At 43.3% G+C, this 23,841-nt stretch carries 21 protein-coding genes; 5 read left to right on the forward strand and 16 right to left on the reverse strand.

From position 1 onward, the window contains the following. Positions 1–285: 285 nt before the first annotated feature. Positions 286–1,080 carry a MerR family transcriptional regulator gene (locus tag MHI25_RS27575; protein WP_076304933.1) on the reverse strand — a complete coding sequence of 265 codons (795 nt, stop codon included), beginning with the start codon at positions 1,078–1,080 and terminating at the stop codon, positions 286–288. Positions 1,081–1,334: 254 nt separating this feature from the next. Here MHI25_RS27575 and MHI25_RS27580 point away from each other — a divergent pair, with 254 nt between their 5' ends. Further along, positions 1,335–2,009 (forward strand): DUF4097 family beta strand repeat-containing protein, encoded by a 675-nt coding sequence (locus MHI25_RS27580; protein WP_076307194.1) that lies wholly within the window; start codon positions 1,335–1,337, stop codon positions 2,007–2,009. 410 nt (positions 2,010–2,419) lie between these two features. Here MHI25_RS27580 and MHI25_RS27585 read toward each other — a convergent pair whose 3' ends face one another. The 9 genes from MHI25_RS27585 to MHI25_RS27625 form a co-directional block, all read right to left on the reverse strand. Beyond that, positions 2,420–2,902: a hypothetical protein gene (locus MHI25_RS27585; RefSeq protein WP_340394654.1), complete on the reverse strand. Its 483-nt coding sequence runs from the start codon at positions 2,900–2,902 to the stop codon at positions 2,420–2,422. Between the two features lie 1,263 nt (positions 2,903–4,165). Beyond that, positions 4,166–5,998, reverse strand: coding sequence for a glutamine--fructose-6-phosphate transaminase (isomerizing) (glmS, locus tag MHI25_RS27590; protein WP_340394655.1), 1,833 nt, complete (start codon positions 5,996–5,998; stop codon positions 4,166–4,168). Positions 5,999–6,638: 640 nt separating this feature from the next. After that, complete coding sequence (gene glmM, locus MHI25_RS27595) at positions 6,639–7,979, reverse strand: phosphoglucosamine mutase (RefSeq protein WP_340394656.1); 1,341 nt, start codon at positions 7,977–7,979, stop codon at positions 6,639–6,641. Positions 7,980–8,067: 88 nt separating this feature from the next. Next, complete coding sequence (locus tag MHI25_RS27600) at positions 8,068–9,528, reverse strand: CdaR family protein (RefSeq protein ID WP_081386458.1); 1,461 nt, start codon at positions 9,526–9,528, stop codon at positions 8,068–8,070. Then, a complete protein-coding gene (gene cdaA / locus MHI25_RS27605) occupies positions 9,521–10,351 on the reverse strand; it encodes a diadenylate cyclase CdaA (protein WP_036681290.1) in 831 nt (276 codons plus the stop codon). The genes MHI25_RS27600 and cdaA overlap by 8 nt, the downstream gene beginning before the upstream one ends. Before the next feature lie 214 nt (positions 10,352–10,565). Further along, positions 10,566–11,180 carry a zf-HC2 domain-containing protein gene (locus MHI25_RS27610; RefSeq protein ID WP_036681404.1) on the reverse strand — a complete coding sequence of 205 codons (615 nt, stop codon included), beginning with the start codon at positions 11,178–11,180 and terminating at the stop codon, positions 10,566–10,568. 121 nt (positions 11,181–11,301) lie between these two features. Then, a complete protein-coding gene (sigW, locus tag MHI25_RS27615; protein ID WP_036681288.1) occupies positions 11,302–11,868 on the reverse strand; it encodes an RNA polymerase sigma factor SigW in 567 nt (188 codons plus the stop codon). Between the two features lie 513 nt (positions 11,869–12,381). Continuing rightward, positions 12,382–15,174, reverse strand: a complete 2,793-nt coding sequence (gene ppc, locus MHI25_RS27620; RefSeq protein ID WP_038573414.1) for a phosphoenolpyruvate carboxylase — start codon at positions 15,172–15,174, stop codon at positions 12,382–12,384. 234 nt (positions 15,175–15,408) lie between these two features. Further along, positions 15,409–16,302, reverse strand: coding sequence for a LysR family transcriptional regulator (locus MHI25_RS27625; protein WP_076129777.1), 894 nt, complete (start codon positions 16,300–16,302; stop codon positions 15,409–15,411). A gap of 165 nt (positions 16,303–16,467) precedes the next feature. Between MHI25_RS27625 and MHI25_RS27630 the strand changes: the two genes are divergently transcribed. From MHI25_RS27630 to MHI25_RS27645, 4 genes are all read left to right on the forward strand, one after another. Further along, complete coding sequence (locus MHI25_RS27630; RefSeq protein WP_076219057.1) at positions 16,468–17,436, forward strand: ABC transporter ATP-binding protein; 969 nt, start codon at positions 16,468–16,470, stop codon at positions 17,434–17,436. 90 nt (positions 17,437–17,526) lie between these two features. Next, a complete protein-coding gene (locus MHI25_RS27635; protein ID WP_076307214.1) occupies positions 17,527–18,606 on the forward strand; it encodes an ABC transporter substrate-binding protein in 1,080 nt (359 codons plus the stop codon). Between the two features lie 5 nt (positions 18,607–18,611). Further along, positions 18,612–20,291 carry an iron ABC transporter permease gene (locus tag MHI25_RS27640; protein WP_340394657.1) on the forward strand — a complete coding sequence of 560 codons (1,680 nt, stop codon included), beginning with the start codon at positions 18,612–18,614 and terminating at the stop codon, positions 20,289–20,291. Then, complete coding sequence (locus MHI25_RS27645) at positions 20,288–21,598, forward strand: MBL fold metallo-hydrolase (RefSeq protein ID WP_340394658.1); 1,311 nt, start codon at positions 20,288–20,290, stop codon at positions 21,596–21,598. The genes MHI25_RS27640 and MHI25_RS27645 overlap by 4 nt, the downstream gene beginning before the upstream one ends. Positions 21,599–21,701: 103 nt before the next feature. Here MHI25_RS27645 and MHI25_RS27650 read toward each other — a convergent pair whose 3' ends face one another. The 6 genes from MHI25_RS27650 to MHI25_RS27675 all read right to left on the reverse strand — a co-directional run bounded on the left by MHI25_RS27650 (position 21,702) and on the right by MHI25_RS27675 (position 23,839). Beyond that, positions 21,702–21,983 carry a holin gene (locus tag MHI25_RS27650; RefSeq protein WP_076220613.1) on the reverse strand — a complete coding sequence of 94 codons (282 nt, stop codon included), beginning with the start codon at positions 21,981–21,983 and terminating at the stop codon, positions 21,702–21,704. Positions 21,984–21,995: 12 nt separating this feature from the next. Continuing rightward, positions 21,996–22,688: a M15 family metallopeptidase gene (locus MHI25_RS27655; RefSeq protein WP_076220614.1), complete on the reverse strand. Its 693-nt coding sequence runs from the start codon at positions 22,686–22,688 to the stop codon at positions 21,996–21,998. Next, complete coding sequence (locus MHI25_RS27660) at positions 22,660–23,049, reverse strand: hypothetical protein (protein ID WP_076310313.1); 390 nt, start codon at positions 23,047–23,049, stop codon at positions 22,660–22,662. The genes MHI25_RS27655 and MHI25_RS27660 overlap by 29 nt, the downstream gene beginning before the upstream one ends. Further along, positions 23,042–23,242, reverse strand: a complete 201-nt coding sequence (locus MHI25_RS27665) for a hypothetical protein (RefSeq protein ID WP_036681274.1) — start codon at positions 23,240–23,242, stop codon at positions 23,042–23,044. Before MHI25_RS27665 ends, MHI25_RS27660 begins: the two co-directional genes overlap by 8 nt. 2 nt (positions 23,243–23,244) lie before the next feature. Then, the gene (locus tag MHI25_RS27670) at positions 23,245–23,526 is read right to left on the reverse strand and encodes a hypothetical protein (RefSeq protein WP_036681272.1); all 282 of its coding nucleotides are present in this window, start codon (positions 23,524–23,526) and stop codon (positions 23,245–23,247) included. Between the two features lie 94 nt (positions 23,527–23,620). After that, positions 23,621–23,839 carry a hypothetical protein gene (locus MHI25_RS27675; RefSeq protein WP_340394659.1) on the reverse strand — a complete coding sequence of 73 codons (219 nt, stop codon included), beginning with the start codon at positions 23,837–23,839 and terminating at the stop codon, positions 23,621–23,623. Between the last annotated feature and the right edge of the window lie 2 nt (positions 23,840–23,841).

Below are 23,841 nucleotides of genomic sequence, written 5' to 3' on the forward strand. Positions count from 1 at the left end.
TGAAGTGGAATTTGTATTTATTCACATTAGAGAATTCATTAGAATACTTTTTTCACTTAATCATACTATTCCTAAGAGGCTTATAGCGTTAATCTACCAGTTAGCTAAATAGATAACATTGAACTATAGTTAAATGTTATCTATTTAGCTAATCGGCGAAGTATAACGTTCTTGTCCTCAGCCTGGGGCAAGAACCGTGATTGCTTAATCAAAAAAAAAGCCGCTAAATTAGCGACTTTTAATCAAACGATTTTCTCTTCCTAAACCTTTTCCTTTGTATTTAATCTAACATGTGCGTTTCTTAATGAACAGTTGTATCTGATAATCCCACTGCAATATTCCAGTCACAGTAATGTTATGAAGAACAAAATCTGGACACACATCGTATTCCGTCTTTGCCCTTTCAAGTAAATTTTGTAATACAGCATTCTTATTCTCTTCGGTACAGTTTGCACACAGATAGTCCCCTTCTGGTAGCACAGTCAACCCCTCTAAAGACGGATATTTTAAGCAAACAGCAAATAACCGTGTTATTCCTTCATTCGTGAACATTCCCGCCATATCTTCAAATAGAAATTGTGAATGCAGAGAAGTCTCAATTTGTTGATAGAAATGTCTGTGATAGTCCCATAAATTCTTTAGTGTGGGGCTTTCCATTTTATTCGAAAGCATAATTACCCTTGCCTCTATGTTTCTGATAAAGTAATTTTCACTTTGACTATAACCGTTGTGGAACTTATTTTCATAATGTAGATAGGCACGTTTAATTTTCGATTTTGCATACTGCAGACGAGCAATTTTATCGTCTGCTCTTTTTTCTGCCTGTTTTAGAAATTCAATTACTTTAGAGAGATCATTCTGCTGCAATATATCTTTAATATCCATTAAAGTAAGATCCATTGCTTTGAGCAGTTCAATGGTTTGCAGCTTTACGAGCTCCTGCTCGGAATAGTATCGATATCCCGACAATTCATCTTTATGACATGGCTTGACTAATCCAATACGATCATAGTGCCGCAAGGTCTCACTGGTCATCTCTACGATTTCTGCTGCTTGCTTAATTGTAAAATAGTTGTTCATATCTACCCTCTTGACCTTTTTGTAACACAAAAGTTTATGATGATTAAAACATATGCGACTGATAAACGCAACGAAATACAAAAATGATCCGATCCAACTCTTGCAACATATTTGGGTAGACTTTTCAAGATCATTATGTTCAACTCTAATACTTTGTTGCATATCGCAATTTTTCTGCATAGAAGCTTAGGATTGGCATTCGTAGGACTGGCTATATTAAAAAGAAAAATGATTTAACAAAGGAGCATTTTATAATGAAAAGTACTGCAAAAAAATTACTAACTACTATAGGCATATTGGTGACACTATTGATATCATTGGCAGGATGCTCCTCCCACTCCACTTCCATGGAGGAAAAAAATTACATCATCCCTGCCCAAAAGATTGATACCTTAACAATTGATGTAAAGGACAAAAAAATAACTATTCTCCAATCTAAAGATGAACAAATTCATATTGTTTACTATGAAAGTGAGAAAGATTTTTACAAGATTGATCTATCTGACGATAAAGAACTGTCAATGGTAAGTGACAGTAATAAGGAATGGAACGACTATATCGGAGGAAAAGGTTCGCAAGTAACCAGAACTATTCAGGTATCGATACCTGATGCAACTTTAAAAAATTTGACTTTAAAAACATCAAATGAAAGTATTGTATTACCAACAATCGTGTTTTTAGGGACAGTGGAAGTAAACATAAATAACGGAAATATCCAACTGGACAAATTGAATGTAGGGACGGCTATAACCCTTGAAACAAAAAACGGAAATATTAGCGGTTCTATTCTAGGGTCATATGATGATTTCGCGATCTTAAGCAAGGTAAAGAAAGGAGATAGCAATTTGCCTGCCAATAAAGAGAATGGTTCAAAAAAATTATCTGCTTATACAAATAACGGCGATATTACCTTACAATTTTCTGAGTAGCCAGTAGTTAAATATTAGCTCGTATGAAGTCAGATACAATATTGAAAGGGATAACCCCTGTTTCACTTTTGAAACTTCTGGTCCTACCTCTTCGACTTTCCACCGGCCTATGACCGATAAAATATCCCTCCGTCTTGTAATGGAAAATCACCTTGATAAAGTTGTTGATCCGACCCGTAAATCGATTATCTTATGATGTACCCGAAGGCCAAAATATATAAGCTTGATAGTGAATTCCATCAAAATAAGGTATAAGCCGCATTACAGCGGCTTATACCTTCATGATTTTGTTTGACTGTTTTGAACCATCCTTTGGAACTCAATGTATCCGATGCATATAAAAAGTACTACTATCGATATAATTAATCTAATACCGTATATTGGATATTCAAACTATCCTGCCAGTTAGCTTAATGAAGCCTCGTCAGTCTAATCGGGTTTTCATCTGTTTCATTTAAGGTTTCATTTAAGATCAACGAATTGGGATACGATTTAAGAAATGTTGATTCATCTACTTTTAAAAAAAACTCGCCTTCAAAAATTAGTTGATTCGTATTAGGCCCGATTTGATCTAAATTTCTTGCTATCTCCGATTCCTTAAAGATACTTTGTTTATCTGCTCGCAAGAACATGCCATGAGGTGTATATAGTTGACTATAATACCCTTTTGCGATTTTTGATTCTACGGATTCTACGTTTTTTACTGATTCTACGGATTCTACGGATTTTACGGATTTTACGTTATTTGTTGAAAAATTAGTGTTAACAGGATTTTCAACTGTCTTATTTACGGTTTCCATTTCTGGATAGGTGTCTGCTTTTGAATTTGATATTAATGCCACTCCTGAAATAATAGTCACTGCAAAGGCTATTAAATATATTTTTTTAAACATATTATCCCGCCCTTTCTATACCAATAAATTATTTCCTACTTTAAAATATTATATTCACTTAAATGTTGAACGAATGGATAAGGTCCGTAAAGGAAAAGATCAAACTAAAAAATGTATTATTTTCCTTATTTTATTATACTACCTTTTAAAGTGCATGTGAACATCAGTTTACTATAATATTAATTTCCTTACGCAATAATCTCCAATTCTCCTCTATGTAATATTATGTTCTAATAAGTCTTTTAATGTGTAGTCTACATGGACACAGATCAATCCACTTACAAAGAGTAGCCGAAGTATGGTGAAATTATTGAAGAACAGGTGCTTCGGTATCCTGTCCTTTGTTAAACTATTCTCCCTCTATGAGGAATCACTTTTCTCTTGAATGCTCGTAATATCTTAGGTTTCTGATTTTATTCGTTCAGTGCAGACGACTTCATGGTGGAATCAAGTTGAAATCGAAGAAAATGTTGGGATGAGGAAAAGCGCAAAAGAACATTTCCTTAACCACACCCTGAAGAAAGTGGTTATCTAGGAAAAGTATGGTTGCACTTATGGATCTCCACATTCCTCATGGAGGTCAACCCTCCCAAGTCTCACAGCCTAGCTCCCACATTCCTTCATTCAACCTGTCCATGAGGTGGAGGTCAGATATGCTGCCTGACAGGATCTTCGTCCGTATGATAGTTTCGTTCCGACTCATCCGTGCTTCAGTTGTCTGTATCTCACTGTTTTGGTTCGAACGCTAATGAACTACTGTTTCGTTATGCTGCCGTACTTAAAACATTGAATTGAGGGATATCCTCCCGTTAGTTTAATAAAAAGAACGCTCCCGCGCCTTCGCTTGGGCTGCGTCCTCCTCATTATATTCCATTTCCAATTACCTATTAAAGAACGTACGCGGGTAGCACTCCATCAACATATTAACAAAATTAAATATCCTCGTCGAATAACCAGTTTAAATCAACATTAATTTCTTTCCTTAATTCTTTTAGAGTTTCGGCAGAGGGTTTAGTCTTTCCCTGCTCAATTTCACTAAGTCGGCCTTGTGAGATCATCTTCCCCCATATAAAAAAAAGATAAAGCCGCCCTGTATTTTCAGGACGGCTCTAGATGTCAGTGTTGCTGTTCCACGCTCATTTTTGTCTTAAGCTTTTCAAAACACAACTTTATTGCAATTTTGTTACTCAAAACAATACTTTAATGTTTAGAACAACACATTAATGTAATTAGTCAAACAACTGTACTTTTACATCACCAATTCTACTCCACAGTAACACTCTTCGCCAAGTTACGTGGTTTATCCACATCATGACCCAGCGCAAGAGAAGCATAATAGGACAATAATTGCAGAGGCACTACGGACAAAGCTGCTGTCAGCATTGGAAGTGTTTTAGGAATCACGAACACTTGATCAACTGATCTAAGCAGGTCAGTTAAATGCTCTTGGTGCGTGATTGCCAGCACATCTGCGCCGCGAGCTTTCACTTCTTTGATGTTGCTGACGGTCTTCTCAAGTACAGCTTCCTGAGTTGCCAGGGCAATAACTGGAACGCCTTCTTCGATCAGAGCCAATGTACCGTGTTTCAATTCACCTGCAGCATAAGCTTCGGAGTGAATATAAGAAATTTCTTTCAGCTTCAAGGATCCTTCTTGAGCAACAGCGTAGTCTACGCCGCGACCGATGAAGAACAAGTTTTTGTGCTCAGAAATTTGTTCAGCATAACCTTTGATCGCTTCTTTTTGAGCTAGGATCTCTTCTACTTGCTCTGGTAGAGATTGCATAGCTGCAAGAATCTTAGTAACTTGTGCTTCGGTTTGTGTACCACGAACTTCAGCCAAGTAAAGAGCAAACAATCCAAATGCGAGCAATTGTGAAGTGTAAGCTTTGGTCGAAGCCACTGCAATTTCCGGACCCGCCAAGGTTACCAACACATCGTTTGCTTCCCGAGCAATAGAGCTGCCCACTACGTTAGTGATCGCCAATACGTGTGCCCCGTTAGCTTGCGCTTCACGCAGAGCTGCCAAAGTATCTGCAGTCTCACCGGATTGGCTGACTACGATAACCAAAGTTTCTGGAGTCACGATTGGTGAACGGTAACGATATTCCGAAGCGATATCATTTTCAACTGGAATACGAACCAAAGATTCGATCATAGTACGTCCTACCACACCTGCGTTGTATGCCGTTCCGCAAGCAACGACTTGAATGTTACGGATGTTCTTGATTTGTTCTTCAGTCATGTTCAGTTCAGGCAATACAACCTTGTTGCCTTCGGCATTGATACGACCACGCATGGTGTCGCGGTAAGCCTTAGGTTGCTCGTGTATTTCTTTCAGCATGAAATGCTCGTAGCCGCCTTTTTCTGCGGTAACTGCATCCCAATCGACAGTAATCATTTCCCGAGAAATAAAATTGCCTTCAATCGTCATCAATTCGACAGCATCTCTTGTCAGCACAGCCATTTCACCGTCGTTCAAAATATATACGTTACGGGTATATTCAAGCAGTGCCGGAATATCTGACCCGATAAAGTTTTCTCCTTCGCCAAGACCGATAATGAGCGGGCTAGCTTGACGCACAGCCACCAGTTTATCTGGTTCATATTCAGTCAGGACGCCTAATGCAAACGCACCGCGCATGAACGTAATCGCTTTTTGTACAGCCTTCACGATATCTCCGTCATATTCGCGAGCAATCAGATGTGAAATAACTTCTGTATCGGTTTCAGAGACAAAGTGGCATCCGCCAGCGATCAGCTCTTCTTTCAGATCCAGATAGTTTTCGACAATACCGTTATGAACTACCGAGAACTTCATGCTGTTATCCGTATGTGGATGTGAATTCTCATCGGATGGTTTACCGTGAGTCGCCCAGCGTGTGTGTCCGATACCTGCGCTACCTGCCAGCGGGCTGTCTTCGAGCTTCGACTGCAGATTCGCCAAACGGCCTTGAGCTTTCACTACTTGCAGTCCTTCTTGGGTAAATACAGCAATACCAGCGGAATCATATCCACGATATTCCAATTTCTTCAAACCCTCAACCAAGATCCCCTGCGAATTCTGATTACCAATATATCCTACAATACCACACATTATAATTTCCCCCGTCCGAGTTATCGTAATGTGGCGGCATAAGGAAAGAAACGTGCCGTGCGGCATGTTTTTGAGAAAAAGCAAATATTCTGTTGTATTTTAGGATCAACAAAATAAACTGTCACTTACATTCTAATGTTCATGAAATGCACAGCCTTCTCCTCTGCCGTGGCAGAAATAACGTGTTTCCTTCTGATGCGCGCACACATGAATAATATAATTTGTTGCACCCATGAAAACGTTGTGTGAAAGGTCGCCCTTTCATTTTCCGTATCCATTTACGGCTCTGGTGCATCACCGGGAGGTCCCCGCCGAACATTTCGAACACCTCCACCTCGTCAGCTTACGTCTGCCGTGATCCGTTCAAGCCATAGCCTACATAACAAGTAAGCAGCTTTCCCTTCTCCCCCGCGCTAGACCAAGCTCTGGCGCTTGCTATTGCTAACCTCACAATCCCCGCTTTCCTTCTAGAATGACACTTAATCTATTATATGCACCTTGTTGTACTTTGGCAATGGCGCATCAACCTAAATTTTACAAAAGCAGTTCAAACGATCCAATCCTAAAATAAAATAACACTGGTGCAACGAGTCCGAATCGCTCTCGCTCACTGCACCAGCCTTATAGTTAAGGTAATGGATTATACCAATTCGCGTTGAACTACTTCCACAATTTGATTCACATAAAGATCTAGGTCTGACTTATCTGGTCCCTCTGCCATAACGCGGATTAGAGATTCCGTACCTGACGGACGTACAAGCACACGGCCATTGTCACCTAGCTTACCTTCAACTTCAGCGATAGCCGCTTCTATAGCCGGGTTATTAGGGTAGTTAGTCTTATCCTGTACACGAACATTAACCAGCACCTGCGGGTATTTAATCATCATACTCTTAACTTCGCTAAGCTGTTTGCCTGTAGCCTTAAGCGTATCTACCAGCTGAATAGCTGTAAGAATACCATCACCAGTTGTATTGTAATCCAGGAAAATAACATGTCCAGACTGTTCTCCGCCTAGATTAAAGCCCCCACGACGCATTTCTTCCATAACATAACGATCCCCTACAGCTGTCTTAGCAGTATTCAGGGATAATTTCTCGGTAGCTTTATAGAATCCGATGTTACTCATAACGGTTGATACAATCGTGCTATCCTTCAGCTTACCTGCACGGTTCATGGCATCACCACAAATACAAAGGATAAAGTCGCCATCGACTTCATCACCGTTATTATCAATAGCGATCAGGCGGTCAGCATCTCCGTCAAAAGCAAGTCCCAAATCGGCTCCATGACGCAAGACTTCTTCACGCAAAGTCTCTGGATGTGTCGAACCAAATCCATCATTAATATTCAATCCATCTGGCTCAGCCCCGATAGAAATAACCTCAGCGCCAAGCTCTCTGAACAGTCTTGGAGCAAGCTCATACGCTGCGCCATGCGCACAGTCCAGTACAACCTTGATTCCCTTAAAGTCCTGAGAAATGGTAGTTTTCAAATACTCCAGATAAAGATACTTAGCATCATTATCTACGGTAACCATACCTAAACCCGAACCGATAGGACGTGGCAATTCATCTACCTCAGCATCCATAAGCTCTTCAATGCGCAGTTCAGTTTCATCTGTAAGCTTGAAGCCATCCCCACCAAAGAACTTAATGCCGTTATCCTCTACAGGATTGTGAGAAGCTGAAATCATGACGCCTGCGTCTGCTTTTAACAATCTCGTAATATAAGCAACAGCAGGGGTACTCACTACGCCTATACGGATTACATCAGCTCCAATAGACAATAAGCCCGCTATCAGCGCGGATTCCAATAAAGGACCGGAAATACGTGTATCCATTCCGATAACAACCTTCGGTTTATCCAAGTTACCCGCTAGTACATATCCTCCACAACGGCCAATACTATAAGCCATTTCTGCAGTCAATTCACGGTTTGCTACTCCCCGCACACCGTCAGTTCCAAAATACTTCCCCATTATTTTTCTCCTTTGAATACGCTACGTTAGCTTAATGTACTATCATATGAATTGCATACTATTTTGGTGTACCTCTGGGCTCAAAAGATTACGTCCCGCCTGTACCTACAGGATTCTCGGAATTCGTACTTGTGTTAGCTGTGCCGTTATTCTCCGGATTGCTATCCGTCGGGACAGGCGTTGGTGTTGCTCCACCAGCCTCTCCACTATGCGTGGGCTTCTCCGTAGGTTCCACATCGCCTATAACAGGTTCAGAACTCGGTTCAGGAGTAGTTACACCCCCCGTATCCGGATGAGGCGTAGGGACTGGTGCTGCAGGCGATAGCAGCTGCACGGTCACAGTAAGTGGCACCCCTGCATTGGCTAATGCGATGAACTTGGGTAATGATACCCGCAAAGAAACCTCGTGAGTTCCAGCTGAAAGTCCGCTAACATCAGCCACAACCCCTATATTTTTCTTATCAAGTTGATCAAGTAAAGCAGGTGCACCCTTTAAGGTAAGCGCAATTTCCTTGCTTGAAGGATTAACAATACTTCCTTCCAAATCATCCCCCACGCCTTGGAGCTTGATGGGTACCGCCTCAATCGTCCGCTCAGCAATTTCTGAGATGGTTAATGAAACATTCACAGCTTCTGGCATAACTTTCTCCGTTCCAGCCGGTGCCTTCAGATCCACCTTTACTTGTTTCGTCCCCGCAGAATCTATTGCACTAAGGTCGACTGTAGCTTCATAAGCAGATAAAGCTTTTAAAGCCTCTGCTTGTCCATACACTACGACCGTTTCCTGCTCAGGAGTCACTTTGGATAATACGAGTGAATCTGGAAGTTGCCCAGTAAAGCCAATCTCCAGCGGCACACTCTTAAAAGGTAAGGTAATCGGCAATTCCACAGATACAGTAGAAGGCTCAATTACAGCATTTTTAATTTCATTTCCATTATTATCATAAGCGTGTAGCTTCAGTTTTTTTTCTACAAAGGTTTCGTTCTCACCGTTAAGCTCAATAGTCCCTTGTATCTTGGCTACCTTGCTTAGTTCATTATCCGCAAGTGTCACTTTTACAGTATCTGTAGGCTGCAAGACAGGCGTGCCTATTTGATAGCCCGCTGCAGGTTTTCCCTTTGTAACCAATGTTATGGGAAAAGACTTCGTGTTTCGCGGTTCTACATGTACAGTAACCTCTTTAGGATTCATTCTTACTAGAGATACACCTTTGGGTAGTTTATAGTAAAGTGGCAACGTGGTGTCCCCAGGTTCAACCTTACTCAGATCAAGCATCACTTTATAGTCATCCGAGAACTGAAAGGAGATATCGGAATTTTTACCCGCTACCTCCAGACTGACACTATCGACAGCCAAGGGTTCAAGGACATATTTGTCCTCGTCAAGGCCGGTCACTTCAATCTTCACATTCTCAATAGTTTTTGTTTTAATATCCACTGTTGTCTGTCCAGAAGGCGCAGTATCGACATGAACCATCGTAAACAAAATGATCCCAAACACAAGGGCCAGAATCTTATTGAAATTGTTATTATTCATCCACTTATCCATGATTCTTGTCCCCCTTCCGTTTCCAGAAAGTTGAACCCTTCTCCTTCAGCGATGAACTTACACTAAGCTCTTGATGGAGCTTCGATATCATGGATTCTTCCTTAATGTCTCTAACGATCTGGCCATTGATGGCAAGGGAAATCTGCCCTGTCTCCTCCGAGACAATGACAGACACCGAGTCCGCAACCTCACTTATTCCTATAGCAGCCCGATGCCGGGTTCCCAGTTCTTTGCTGATAAAAGGATTCTCGGACAAAGGCAAGTAACAAGCAGCCGCAGCAATCTGATTTCCCTGCATAATAAGGGCTCCGTCATGCAAAGGTGTATTGGGAATGAAGATGTTAATAAGCAATTCGGAGCTGACCAGGGAACGCATGGGTATACCTGACTCTGTATATTCGTTTAGCCCCGTCTCCCGCTCAAAAACGATTAACGCCCCTATTTTTCTGCGAGATAAATAATTCACGGCTTTAATCACTTCGCCGATTAACTTACTGATCTCTTCGTCACTTTCTCCAGCCCGTCCGAAAAATCTGCCCCGTCCAAGCTGCTCCAGTCCCCTTCGTAGTTCCGGCTGAAAAATAATAAAGACAGCTAAGACCCCGAAAGTAAACATTTGATTCATTAGCCATTTAAGTGTATACAAGTCCAAGATTGTGCTTACCGCCCAAATCAAGACCAGAACCAGTATCCCTTTTAAAAGCTGAATCGCCCGCGTCCCGCGTACCATATTAAGCACTTTATAAATAATGTAACTGACGATTAGGATATCAATTATATCTTTAATGGAATCTTTCCATGTTAGCTCAGTAAAATAACTCATTGCCTAAAACCCCCGTCATTTCAAATTAGCTGGGTTTATGTAAAATGTCTGTTAGCTCTGTATCATATCTAGGTTATAACGTTCGGGCTTCAGTTGCAAGTTTAGTCCCTCAATCCTTTCCGAAACCACCCAATTTAAGGAAACAAAAAAGCGCCATCTTTCCGGAAAAAGAGGCGCTAATTAATATTCCTGCTCAAGGTAACCACTGCCCGCATTAACGGTAGGCAACTTCAGAGAACATGTTCGTCACTTTATACCAGAACCAGCTTACTGCCTGGTCTATGCTTTTGACTTGCCCAGAAATATGAGCTGTTGAAGCCTGATATAGAGATCCGTCAATGACTGTCACGTTGCCGTTCACTTCTCCATATACCTGTGCTTTACCGTTCTCTATGGTAAGGTCTCCGGTAATTATTTTGCCGGAAGGTACAATTACAGTATCCCCTTTGATGACCACTTGATCCAAATCAACACCTCTAACTACAAGTTGTCTGTCTGGACTCCAAAAAGTTACGGTGCTCATCAGCATAACGACAAGGAATAGAGATGCCGCTGTAAGTGCAGGGTGCCTCTTGATCCAGGTAATAAAGGCTTTTTCTTTCTTAGTCTTTGGCAATGAACTCATTATCCGGCTCACAAGATCATCTGAAGCTACAGGATTCTGATGCATTAGGGAGAACATCAACATATCTGTCTGTTCCAATTCTTTAAACTTTGCACGGCAATCTGGACAGGATAGAAGATGCTCCTTCAATTCCCTCTGCTGCTGTTCGGGCAAGTCGTCATCCAAGTAGTCATGCATCATAGAGACGGCCAGTTTGCATTCCATAGGAGCCAATCCTTTCATGAGTGCTATTTAATTATCCTAAGACAAAGGGTCAGGACACATAAGACTTGCTTAACTTACATACGTCGCTCTCGAAAAGATGTTTCATAAATAAAATCTATTTTTACATTTTTGGGCCTAATTTTTTACGCAAAAATTCACGGCCTCGATGTACACGCGTCTTAATCGTGGTCACGGGCATATCCAGGACATCACTAATCTCCTGAAGGGACAGATCCTGCAGGTATCTCAGAATCATCACCGACCTGTATTTCACAGGCAGACTGTCAATCGCTTCATAGATTAGCCCCTGCGTCTCAGAGAGCAATAGTTCGGTCTCAGGTGTCACATTGTCGCTCGGAATCAACGAATAGCCATCAAGGCCCTCCTGATCGTTCATTTCAGCATCCAGCGAATAGGTTGGTTTTCGTTTACGCAATCTATCAATACAGAGGTTCGTTCCAATCCGGTAAATCCATGTGGAGAACTTCTGTTTATCATCATAACGATCCAAATTCCTATACACACGCAAAAAGGTCTCCTGAACAATATCCTCCGCCTCATGGCGATTGTTCAACATCCTGTAAGCTAAATGATATATTTTGTCTTTATATAGTTCCACAAGCTCGGCAAATGCCCTTTGGTCGCCCTTCAAGGCGAGCTTTGTCAATCTGCCTTCCAAATTCTCCACCTGTTAACTCCCCCAGACTTGCCGCCCTTGGTATTTCTTCGCAAATATCCACGGTACAAGCAATTAAATCGTAATTCAAGTTTGTGTAAAAATCAAGGATTGTATTGTAACCTTCTATGTAAACTGAGTTAAAAACTGGACAACTTGGTATAGGCGATTAAGTGCAGCTCCGAGAAATATTTGGACTTCCGGTCGCTGTTATCCTCACATTTCCTGATTATAAACCGCATATAGCGGTCGAAATCTGAGGATAAAGGCGAACGCTGGCGCTCCTACAGTTCCAAATATCCTCTACGCTGCTCCATCACCGAAGTAATAAGTGCCACGTTAATTACCTCCGATTACATCTCGGTTACTTGGGTAGGGTAATAGAGAAATATCGGGTATGACTCTCCAATATTTAGGAACAAGTAAAGTTCACAGCAGCAATATACAGTTTATGATCACAACAACTTGTATTAGGCAAAAAAAGTCCGCCCCAAATAGGGCGGACTTTTTGTTGTTAAGACTATATCAGCCGGTATTCCGAAGACCGGCGGCAATGCCGTTGATGGTAAGCAATACTTCGCGAAGCAGCTCGCTATCATCTCCATCAATTTCACGGAGCGCTCTAAGCTCAGATAGCAATTGAACCTGCAGATAGCTAAGCGGATCAACGTATGGATTGCGGAGTCTGATCGACTCTTGAATCACAGGAACGTTATCCAGAATATCCTGCTGGCCTGTAATCTTCAGGATTAGCTCAGAAGTCAGATTAAATTCATCTTCAATCTGGCCAAAGATCCGTTGACGTGCTTCCTCGTTCTTGCCCATGCTGGCATATTCCTTAGCAATGATCAAGTCCGCTTTTGAAATAGCCATTTGCAGCGTATCTATCAGTGTAGTAAAGAATGAGAAGTTCTCATACATATGTTGCATTATCTTCAGATTCTCTTCCTTACCCTCATAGAAACTCTGCAGTCCGGTTCCAGCAGCGTACCAGGCTGGGAGCAAATAACGGCTTTGTGTCCATGCAAATACCCAAGGAATTGCACGCAGATCTTCAAAACGATCGCTATTCTTCCGTTTGGAAGGACGGGAACCGATATTAAGCTCTCCAACCTCAGGCAGAGGTGTTGATTCTTTGAAATAAGTCAGGAAATCCGGATCACGGAAGATCAAATCCTGATACTTGTTCAGCGAGACCTCAGAAATACGGGCAACAATCTCTTCCCATTTCTCTTCATAAAGATCCGCTTGTGGCACTCTCGCACTAATTGCTGCTGTTACAAGCGCAGATGTCGCTTGCTCCAGACTGCGGTAAGCAATCCCTTGCATGGAGTAACGGGAGGAGATTACTTCTCCCTGCTCGGTAATCTTAATCCCGCCGCCAATTGTCGAAGCAGGCTGAGCAAGAATACTGCGGTTAAGTGGCATACCCCCGCGGCCGAGCGCTCCACCACGACCATGGAAGAACTTCAGCTTGATTCCGAACTTATCCGCTGTCGCTGTAATTTCTTTTAGGGCAACACGCAGTTCCCAGTTAGCAGTAACCACGCCGCCATCTTTATTACTATCTGAATATCCAAGCATGATTTCCTGCAAATCATTCATTGCTCTTACCGCATCACGGTAGATCGGCATATTGAGCAGTGTGTTCATAATTTGCGGTGCTTCATGCAAGTCATCAATCGTTTCAAAAAGTGGCACAGCTTGCAGGGTACATACAACTGTACCGTCGTTATCCTTGCGGAATAGTCCTACCTCTTTGGCGAAGACCATAACCTCCAGAATGTCACTCGCAGCTTCAGCCATACTGATCAGATAACTGGTGATACATTGTTTGCCGTACTCTTCCTGCGATGCGAAGATCGTCCGGTAAACAGCCAGACACTCCTCTGTACTTTCAGTATACGTCTGGTAAGAAGAGGTCAACGGACGCGGATCATTCAGCAATTTCTCCAGCAGATCAATCTTCTCGATCTCCGTCAACTTAGAGTAATCCGGCGAAATGTTCATCTTCGCCAAAATTTCTGTCATGGCATTCTCATGTTCTTGACTGTGTTGACGCACGTCAAGAGTTGCCGTATGGAATCCGAACAGCTCCACTTGGCGGATTAGCTTTTTAATATAAGTATCGGCCACATAGTCGGCGTAGTGATGCCGTAGACTGCGGTCAATGACATTTAAATCATCTATGAACTCCTCAGGTGTAGCATAACGCTCAGGAGTATCTTTTTTCTCATCATCCAAAACATTTTGTGTCTTAGAGATCATGTAGCTAAGTTTAATACGGTAAGGTTCATTGTCATTGCGCCATTCTTCCATCTTGCCTAGGTTAATGATCTGACGATCAGCTTCGATGGATTCTACGAGCTCAGGCGTCACTTTAACAATACTTGTGCTAAAGCTTAGATATTTCATGAGTTCACGCATAATACGCTGATATTCACGAATGGCCAGCTTACGCTGCATGCGTAAAGTCTGCGCAGTGACTGTTGAGGTTACCGATGGGTTACCATCACGGTCTCCGCCAATCCATGATCCAAAACGCAAGTAGGTTGGCACATGCCAATTCTGTCCTGGATAATATTTGCTCAGACAGCGTTCAAGCTCTTGATACACGTCGGGCAATACATGGAAAATCGTCTCATGGAAATAATACATTCCATTACGCACTTCATCGAGTACTGTAGGCTTGCGGTCACGCAGCTCATCCGTTTGCCAAAGCGTAATCACTTCATTCAATAACTTCTCGCGAAGCTGTTCACGTTCACGGAAAGTTAAGGTAGGGTTATCAAGACCCATAACATCATCGGATATCCGTTTATGAATATCGAGAATCGCACGGCGCATAGCTTCCGTTGGATGTGCCGTCATTACAAGTTCCAGAGACAATCCTTCAATAATCTCGTTGACTTCCTCATGAGAGAAATCACGTTCACGAAGCTCTTGAATAGCGCTTTCTATAGAACCGGGTTGTACTGTCTCCCCAGCTGAACGTTCATAGTCACGTTTACGGCGAATCCGGTGGTTCTGTTCGGCAATATTCACCAATTGAAAATAAATGGCGAACGCTCTTATTACCTGATGACGGTTCTCCGGATCCAAAGAATTGATTAACTCCTTAAATTCACTATGCAGTTCAGGTAAAAATAGTGAGCGTAGCGATTTACTGGTCTCGCGGATCTTCTCCACGATCTCCAGCAGTTCGTTACCGCCTTGGTGAACCAAGACCTCTCCTAAAATGTTCCCCAAGAACCGTACGTCCCGTCGCAGCAGATTGTTAGAGTTGCTTTTGCTGACGGTAGTCGTAAGTTCGGTCATGCTGCTCCCCCCATTCTCTTCCGGATCAATGTGTTAAGTTTGTCTGTCTAAATATCGTCTATTAAAGCTTCCTCATATCATACAATAAAACCGTTTGAAAATCTGCAACTTTTTTGTGCTGTAAAGCGACACAGCACCTAAGATTATACACCAATTTCTGAATTTATACAGTCCTTATATTTTATGTATTCTTTCATATATATAATGGCTCTATCGTATATTCTCTATGTATGCTTATATTCGGATTGTGCGGAGCTGGTCAATGAACAGCCCAATTAAAGGAGAATAATGGCGATCACGGTTATATGAATAATAAATATGTCTTTCAAAATTATAATCCGGAATGGCTCGCATTAGCAATCTTCCTCTGGCTACCTCGTCCTCCACAGCAAGGCGTGAAATAAATGAAACATGTTGTCCACTCATGAGCGATTGCTTAATTGCCTCCAGTGAATCGAGTAAAATATGCGGTTTTGATTCTTTTCCCTCTCGTTCAAACCATTTATCCGTCAACTGGCGTGTGCTTGATTCCTTGTCATGTAAAATAAAGCTGGCTGAAGCAATCATCGCCGAGTTTAAATTAGAAAATCCGGCAAAATCATGTGTAGGTGCAAAAACAAGGACAAGCTCATCCTCACATAAGGCTTGAGTATGCAGATCAGGCAGATAAAAAGATTCCGTAGACAAAATACCAAGATCAATCTCATGGCTGGCAAGCATTTCTTTGATCACCGGTGAAGGCTTAACCGATAAAGAAATGGTAATCCCCGGATGCTGTTCGCCAAACTGCCCCAATATTTGTGGAAGAATATAAGTAGCTGGAACATAACTGGCGCCAATTTTCAGCGTCCCCCGACCTGCCTGACTGAACTCTTTTACCACCCGCTCCGCTTCCGCAGCAAGCGCATTGATTTTGATCGCATAATGAAGAAAAGCTTTGCCACTCTCCGTAAGAATCATTTTATCCATTCTGGATTCAAATAACTTCTCCCCCAATTGCTGCTCTAAATTCTTCAAATGATACGTAACGGTGGGCTGCTTTAGTCCGAGTTTATCTGCGACCGTGGTAATTTTCTTATGTTTATTCAGCAGTTCTACAATTTCCAGCTTCATTAGATTAAGGTTCATTCTCTTCCACTCCCTCGCCTTTTCCTAAACGGTAACATAGAAGAATTCTATGAATGTTAAAATAAATCGGCAAAAAAGTTAATATCACAGTTACATTCAGCAAATATAGCGGGAATTCTTTACCTTTACACTAAGAACAAGCTTAAGAACAGGCAGGTAGATAGAATGAAGGAAATTACAATCCACAGATTGGAAAAGAAATTCGGAGATGTGCATGCCTTGAAAGCTGCAGATCTGAAGATTCCCGCTGGAAGCTTTACGACATTACTCGGTCCTTCAGGTTGTGGAAAGACGACACTACTCCGTCTGATTGCTGGGCTGGAAACACCGGATGCAGGAGAAATTCTGATCGATGATGAGTTTATTTTTTCAGGCAGCAAAAGAATTAGCCACCCCATTCATCGCCGTAACTTTGGCATGGTTTTTCAAGATTTCGCCCTCTGGCCGCATCTGACTGTGTTCGAGAATGTAGCCTTCGGCCTTCGAGCTTCCAAACAAAAAAAGAATTTACGGGTTCGGGTGCAGGAGGCGCTTCGATCGGTCAAGCTGGAGGGGCTGGAGCTGCGTTTTCCACATCAGTTGTCTGGTGGACAACAGCAGCGGGTTGCTTTTGCCAGAGCCGTAGTCATGCGCCCTCAGCTTGTATTATTCGATGAGCCCTTAAGTGCGCTGGATGCGGTCTTGCGAGATGAAATGAGGCTGGAGTTAATCTCCTTGGTAAAAAACATGGGCATTACAGCCCTGTATGTGACGCATGATCAAACCGAAGCGATGTCTATGTCAGATGAAGTAGTTGTAATGCAAGGTGGTACTATTTTACAAAGTGGATCTCCTGAGGACATTTATCGTAAACCGAGTCATCCTTTTGTAGCCCACTTTATTGGTAAATCCAACTGGATCGTTCCGGATAAACAGATGCTGCGTCCAGAACATTTACGCTGGTCTCAGGAGAATGCTTCCTCTCTTCCTTTTACAGGGACTATTCAGCATGTGAGTTATATGGGGGATCGCTATGAGATCATTCTGGACATGGAGCACAATGGGACTTGGACCGCTTATCATGAGCGGCGCCTACCTGTAGGGGAAAAGATTCAGCTGTACGCTTCAGAGCACCAAATCCATCATCTGAATTAAGCGTCCACTGCATGGAATGGCTCTATATGATGCTGTTCCATGCAGCAAGATGCACACAACAATATTAGGGAGGCAATAACATTGAATCAAATGAAAAAGACAAAAGGGTTAAGTTCACTTCTTCTAACAACTGCACTTGGTATTACTTTAGTGGGCTGCGGCTCCTCGAACACCCCTGCGGCTAACGCAAGCAACAACCAAACCGATACTGCGGCGGCGACGCAAACTGAAGCCCCACAACCAACAGAAAAGACACTAAGCGGCAATCTTGTCGTTTACAGTGCAGGCCCTGAAGGTTTAGCCAATAAAATCAAAGACGGCTTTGAAGCCAAAACTGGCGTTAAGGTTGAAATGTTCCAAGGCACTACAGGAAAAATACTTGCCCGCATGGAAGCAGAAAAATCCAACCCGGTCGTTGATGTTGTTGTCCTCGCCTCTCTTCCGTCCATGCAAGGAATGAAAAACGACGGATTATTACTTCCATATAAAGAAGCGATTAATGCAGACAAGCTGGTTAGCGATTGGTCAGATATAGATGAAGGTAACTATTTCAGTTACAGTGCATCCGCACTCGGTATTGTCTACAATACAAAAAAAGTAAGCTCACCGCCGACCTCCTGGGATGACCTCAGCAAAGCGGAATGGAAGGGTGCAGTCAATATCCCTGATCCTTCACTTTCCGGCTCGGCTCTTGATTTCATGACTGGGTATTTAAGTGCTAAGGGGGACAGTGGCTGGGAACTTTTTAAACAATATAAAAGCAATGAAGTAGCTATGGCAGGCGCCAATCAAGAGGCACTTGATCCGGTGATTACCGGTGCTAAATCCGTCGTTGCTGCTGGCGTAGATTACATGGCTTATAAAGCAAAAGCTGACGGAGAACCTGTGGATATCGTCTATCCTGCTGAAGGAACTGTAATCAGCCCTCGTCCGGCTGCGATCATTAAGACAAGCCCAAATGTAGATAACGCTAAGGCTTTTATCGACTACCTGCTCTCCGATGAAGCGCAAGCCCTTGTTGCCAAAGCCTATTTGCTGCCAGGCAGAACTGACGTGAAGGCAGAAAATCGTGCCAATCTTGAAGAAATCAAAACATTTGATGTGAATTGGGAATGGATGAATGAGCACAGCGATGAAGTTTCCTCGACCTTCACACAAATTTTTAAATAAGCGTAATGAATACTAACTCTTTGCGCTCATTTAAATGGGTGAGCGGTGGACTGGCTTTATTTATACTAACCGTGCTCGTGCTGCTGCCACTCCTGCTCATTTTCTGGACCAGTATTTATCCAGAGAGGCATCTCGACATAGCCGCACCACTACGAACCATTATGGCGAGCAATGATCTAGTAGAGGTGCTGCTGAATTCTATCGGGCTTGGGGTAAGCGTTATTCTGCTAACTACGTTGTTTGCGCTGCCTCTAGCCTGGATTATGGCAAAAACCGACTTAGGGCGCCACAACTGGCTGGATGTCGTGCTGTTAATTCCATTTATGACGCCGCCTTACATTGGTTCTATGGGCTGGATGTTGTTTATGCAGACGGGTGGGTATATGGAGCAGTTTCTGCCCTCCTCCTCCGTGTTGACACCGTATTTCTTTAGTTATGGGGGTATGGTGCTGATCATGAGCCTTCATCTGTTCCCTTTCTTGTATTTGCTGCTGCGCAATGCGCTTTTGCAGATCGGGGGCAATCTGGAGGAAGCAGCCTCGGTTCACGGCGCCCCCTTCTTTTACAGATTTAAAAGAGTGATTATTCCTTTACTGCTCTCTAGCTATGGGCTTGGAGCACTGCTCATCTTCGTCAAAACCATTGCTGAATTCGGTACCCCTGCGACCTTTGGCCGCAGGATCGGCTTTTACGTGCTGACCTCTGAGATCCATAAATATATCTCCAGTTGGCCGATTGATTTTGGTAAGGCTACTTCACTAGCCTCCTTGCTACTCGGAGTTTGTCTTGTCATGTGGTACATCCAGTCTATAATTAGCAGCCGCTACTCTTACCGTCTGATCGGTGGAAAAGGAACTCGTACTAAACGTTATAAGAGTACAGGCATCGTAGGGTTTCTTAGCTGGGGTTATGTTCTTCTGTTGCTTCTGGCATCCATCGGCATTCCTTATTTCTCTATCATAACAGCCTCATTATTGAAGCTTCGGGGAGAAGGTGTATCCTGGAGCAATTTAACCTTAAAACATTATGCAGAGCTGTTATCCCCGGGCTCACAAGGACTTGAGGCCTTATTAAATAGCTTCACATTAGCTATCGTTGCTTCCAGTATCGCTGTTATTCTGGGGACTTGGTTTGCCTTAACGGTAGGAAAAGGGGCTACATTCAAGCAGAAAATTACAGATTTATTCAGCTTGCTTCCAAATACAGTCCCTGGAATTGTAATTGTAGTAGGGCTAATTCTGCTGTGGAATGCCCGCTGGATGCCTATCCCGCTCTATAATACCTACTGGATGGTTGTACTGACTTATGTCGTACTTTTCCTTCCTTATACTGTTCAGTATGTAAAAGCAAGCTATGGGCAAATCGATTCCTCTCTGATGCAAGCGGGACAAGTATTCGGAGGTAGTAAGCTGTATGTGTTCCGCCGTATCCTGCTTCCCCTCATCCTTCCGGGGATGGTGGCTGGCTGGATGATGACTTTCACCATTTCTAATCGGGAACTGGTAGCCTCATTACTCATTCTGCCACCTTCAATGCAGACCTCGGCAACCTATATTTTTGCCCAGTTTGAACAAGGTGCGGTAGCCATGGGGATGGCCATGGCTGTAATCTCTGTAGGCATCACTACCCTATTACTATTAGTCTTAGAATATTTAAGCCCAGATAGAAAGCGGAGACAACAATGAGCAGACTAACGATTTGGGGAGGGGCCGGAGAGCATGGCCGTTCCTCCTATCTTTTGCAGGGCAAGGATTCACGAAATGGCATCCTGCTCGATTGTGGCGTAAAAAAAGAAGGCCCAGGGGAATACCCCCTACTTGATAAGGATATTATTCCACATTTGCAGGCAGTATTTCTGTCTCATGCTCATGAGGATCATTCCATAGCGCTGCCCTTACTTTATAAACACGGATACAGAGGGAAGGTATGGACTACTAGATCCACCTCATTACAGCTTCCTGATTATTTCGAGGCCTGGGATAAATATTTGGCGGCTCAATCCGCCCCGCTCCCCTATGAGGAAACGGATAAAGAAGCTATTCAATTCGAGTATTTAGAGGAGCATGTCTCCCCTCAAACTTGGCTGAGGATTGCGCCTAACCTTCGAGTTCAATGGGGACGTAGCGGGCATTTAGCAGGTTCGGTTTGGCTGGGCCTAGAATGGGAGGACAAAACTGTATTTTTCTCAGGGGATTATACGGAGGAGTCGCAGCTGCTCACGGCAGACACCCCAGCAATTATGGAAGCCAAAGCTAAAAATGTGGCTGATCTGTCCATTATCGATGCCGCTTATGGGGCAGATCCTGATGAGCAGCTTGTGAAATTACAGCAATTAGAACTAGCCATCCACAATACCTTGCAAAAAGGGGGCTCCGTCCTCCTTCCTGTGCCTATCCATGGCAGAAGCCAGGAATTGGTCGTATGGGCAAATGAATGTTTTCCAGATCATCAATTGATCGTTGAAGAAGCACTCGTCGCTCCTTTACGAGCATTAAGCGACAAGGTGGAATGGCTGAAAGAGGACGCTATTCAGCGCGTAAATGCGCTTTTTAACAGAAAAAACTTGTGTGTTGTATCTAATTCGGACGAACGTGCGAAGGCACTGTTGAATCTTAAGGGAGCTATCGTATTCACCGATGACGGGATGATGCAGTCGGCAAAAGCACAAGAATACTTCCATCAACTCTCTGTTTCTCCTGACAACCATGTGATTTTTACGGGACATTTAGCTGCGGGAAGCTTTGGACATCGTCTTCTTAAGCAAGCTATGATCGGAGAATCTAGCAGCATACGCTGTACAATCTCACTTATCCGCTATAAAGTCCATCAAGGCTTGCCGGACATTCGCAAAATGCTCCAAACGATTCCCAGCCACCGGACAGTGCTCGTCCATGCTCCCAAACCACATATCGACCAAGTAGCTTCTATATTAAAAGGAGAAGGTTTCACAGGACTATACTCTTTACAACCCGGCAGCACGCTTTCGTTCTGAAACTTATTTATGTAATATCATGAGAAAAACAATGGGGCTCTTCCTTAGGTCTTTTTCAGACTTTTTGGAACAGCCCTTTTTATAATTCGTACCTATTATCCACTTACCCTTTCGTCGTGCCCGGGCGATCCTTAAAAGCTAGCTCAAACAACCCCGTCGCAGATAAACCTGCAAGGCCCCCAGCCCAAAGGCGAAGCACTAAATCTAGTTCGGTAAAAGGATACGCTACTACGCCGATGAACAAACCTATCAATAGTCCGATAATCGGGACTGCATTACGCGGGATGTTGATACTATTTTTGACCAACTGAACCAGTGCCAGTACGAATACTGCTAATATAGAGGCGAATGCCATAACATCATCTAAAATTGTTCCATTTTCCATCCTTTTCCCTCCTTAGTGGCTACTTATAATCTCAACCGTTCGAGTCGCAGAATCATAACCTACCTGAGCACCCAGCGCTTCTGCAATAACACGTACAGGGACGTAGGTGATGCCTTTTTCAAGCACTCCATCTGCAACCTTAACCCCGTTAACCTTTACGACAGCAATAACATCACTCTTCAATTCTTCCTCCTCCTTCCGATTGATGACCTTATACGCTGACTCCACCGCAGATGTTGAGGGCTTTGTCCCTGCTCGTAACTGTGTGAGTGTTAACCCAAACGCCATTTGAAAATGGGGGTAATCCTTGAAGCTTGTCCAGTCGCCTCCCCACTCGAAGCCCAGCCCTTTTGCCTCCTTCACAACCTCCTGCCAATCTGCGATTTGGTTGTTATTACCATCCCGGCACATATCCCAAGACACACTAGATCCATTCGGCAGCAAAAGAGCAAAATCTACAGCCAATCCAAAATTGTGATAGCTATATCCGCCACGTGCATTGGTAACAATTGCTCCGGGCTTGGTGCGGCCTTGTGCATATAAAGCATCCTGTTCAGCTATCGTGCGCAGTCCCTGCGTAATGAGAATGGAGATATTGAGTTTGTAACACCGCTCGATAAGCGCAGTAGCAGCGGAACGAACTACGGGATGTAGGCCTGTTAGGCGTTGGGCTGATTTATTTTTCACCTGAGTTAATGTCAGCATGATGTTCCTCTTTTCTGTCTATCTTTTTCAGATAAATAAATTGGTCGTATTTCCCGGAACGTGTCAGTATCGCTAATATGATAATTCCACCAGTTGTACCGAATTGGGCAATAGCCCAGCTATAATGAAGCCAAGTCAGCCATGTTGCCATGTCCACTCCTAGTAATTCTGCCAAACGGAATAGTAGAACGATAAGCATATTGAATGTATAAGCCAATAAGAAAAAAAGCATAGCCAGCATAAAAACGCTGACCACACCTTTTTGGAATCTTTCGTAAAAATATTGCCTGTGGCGATGAATAATGTATATTCCGCAGGCCGTAGTAGTGCCATATAGCACCAATAATAAAAATTCAATCATGTGCATCATGATCCCCTCGATCATAAACTAAATATTTGGCGAACCGGTTACGATCAATCTCCTCCTGAATTTCCTGCGAGACATTTTTATAATGACTTATGGTCAGTGTAACGCTGGTAGAGGCTCTGCGGAGCTCCATCTCTTTATCGACATGCCGGGGGAGAAGCAGCCGCCGAATCCATTGTGACAGCATTCCTAACTCCCCCTGTCTTCCGTATGGTCAATCTTCAGTTTCTTTAAGACGTCCAGTGTGGGCTGCATAAACTCCGAGCGCTCCTTATCCAAAATCGCTTGCAGACGATCCCGATCCTCCTCTGCCCGGTCCAGCATTTCTCGCGGTACAAGGTTCCCTTTGACAATCGCACGCAATAACACCATCAGTACGATCATCAAAATGAAAGCAACAATATAAGCCAGCCCATACTTATCTGCCAGCGGCAGCAGCTTCTCCAATTGCGCAATATCCCCTTCGCCCATTCGTCTGCTCCTTTCTGTAATGATGTTGATGCGTAATAGCCCCCGGCACCACCGAGGGCACAAAAAAACACGCTCCTGTGTGGATGCGTGCTAATTATTTGGCTGATGAAGCTTGCTCAGTCGAATCGTTTTCAGCAAAATGAATATCTGATCGTTTCTCGATAATCTGATCCTTAACCAAAATCTCATTATCCGGCTGCATGTTATAGGAAGAAATGATATTCTCTATCGGACCCTCCTCACGCTCAAAACGAGTGATGCAGGCATTGGCCATCAAGCGGAGTTTGGCGGCTGTCAATGAATCCATTGTCATGA

The sequence above is a fragment of the Paenibacillus sp. FSL E2-0177 genome, assembly GCF_037992975.1.
GTDB lineage: Bacteria > Bacillota > Bacilli > Paenibacillales > Paenibacillaceae > Paenibacillus_AQ > Paenibacillus_AQ odorifer.

Coding starts and splice junctions, on each gene's coding strand:
- MHI25_RS27575 (WP_076304933.1), bottom strand. CDS start 1,080: ATGAACAACTATTTTACAATTAAGCAAGCAGCAGAAATCGTAGAGATG.
- MHI25_RS27580 (WP_076307194.1), top strand. CDS start 1,335: ATGAAAAGTACTGCAAAAAAATTACTAACTACTATAGGCATATTGGTG.
- MHI25_RS27585 (WP_340394654.1), bottom strand. CDS start 2,902: ATGTTTAAAAAAATATATTTAATAGCCTTTGCAGTGACTATTATTTCA.
- glmS (WP_340394655.1), bottom strand. CDS start 5,998: ATGTGTGGTATTGTAGGATATATTGGTAATCAGAATTCGCAGGGGATC.
- glmM (WP_340394656.1), bottom strand. CDS start 7,979: ATGGGGAAGTATTTTGGAACTGACGGTGTGCGGGGAGTAGCAAACCGT.
- MHI25_RS27600 (WP_081386458.1), bottom strand. CDS start 9,528: ATGGATAAGTGGATGAATAATAACAATTTCAATAAGATTCTGGCCCTT.
- cdaA (WP_036681290.1), bottom strand. CDS start 10,351: ATGAGTTATTTTACTGAGCTAACATGGAAAGATTCCATTAAAGATATA.
- MHI25_RS27610 (WP_036681404.1), bottom strand. CDS start 11,180: ATGGAATGCAAACTGGCCGTCTCTATGATGCATGACTACTTGGATGAC.
- ppc (WP_038573414.1), bottom strand. CDS start 15,174: ATGACCGAACTTACGACTACCGTCAGCAAAAGCAACTCTAACAATCTG.
- MHI25_RS27625 (WP_076129777.1), bottom strand. CDS start 16,302: ATGAACCTTAATCTAATGAAGCTGGAAATTGTAGAACTGCTGAATAAA.
- MHI25_RS27630 (WP_076219057.1), top strand. CDS start 16,468: ATGAAGGAAATTACAATCCACAGATTGGAAAAGAAATTCGGAGATGTG.
- MHI25_RS27635 (WP_076307214.1), top strand. CDS start 17,527: ATGAAAAAGACAAAAGGGTTAAGTTCACTTCTTCTAACAACTGCACTT.
- MHI25_RS27640 (WP_340394657.1), top strand. CDS start 18,612: ATGAATACTAACTCTTTGCGCTCATTTAAATGGGTGAGCGGTGGACTG.
- MHI25_RS27645 (WP_340394658.1), top strand. CDS start 20,288: ATGAGCAGACTAACGATTTGGGGAGGGGCCGGAGAGCATGGCCGTTCC.
- MHI25_RS27650 (WP_076220613.1), bottom strand. CDS start 21,983: ATGGAAAATGGAACAATTTTAGATGATGTTATGGCATTCGCCTCTATA.
- MHI25_RS27655 (WP_076220614.1), bottom strand. CDS start 22,688: ATGCTGACATTAACTCAGGTGAAAAATAAATCAGCCCAACGCCTAACA.
- MHI25_RS27660 (WP_076310313.1), bottom strand. CDS start 23,049: ATGATTGAATTTTTATTATTGGTGCTATATGGCACTACTACGGCCTGC.
- MHI25_RS27665 (WP_036681274.1), bottom strand. CDS start 23,242: ATGCTGTCACAATGGATTCGGCGGCTGCTTCTCCCCCGGCATGTCGAT.
- MHI25_RS27670 (WP_036681272.1), bottom strand. CDS start 23,526: ATGGGCGAAGGGGATATTGCGCAATTGGAGAAGCTGCTGCCGCTGGCA.
- MHI25_RS27675 (WP_340394659.1), bottom strand. CDS start 23,839: ATGACAATGGATTCATTGACAGCCGCCAAACTCCGCTTGATGGCCAAT.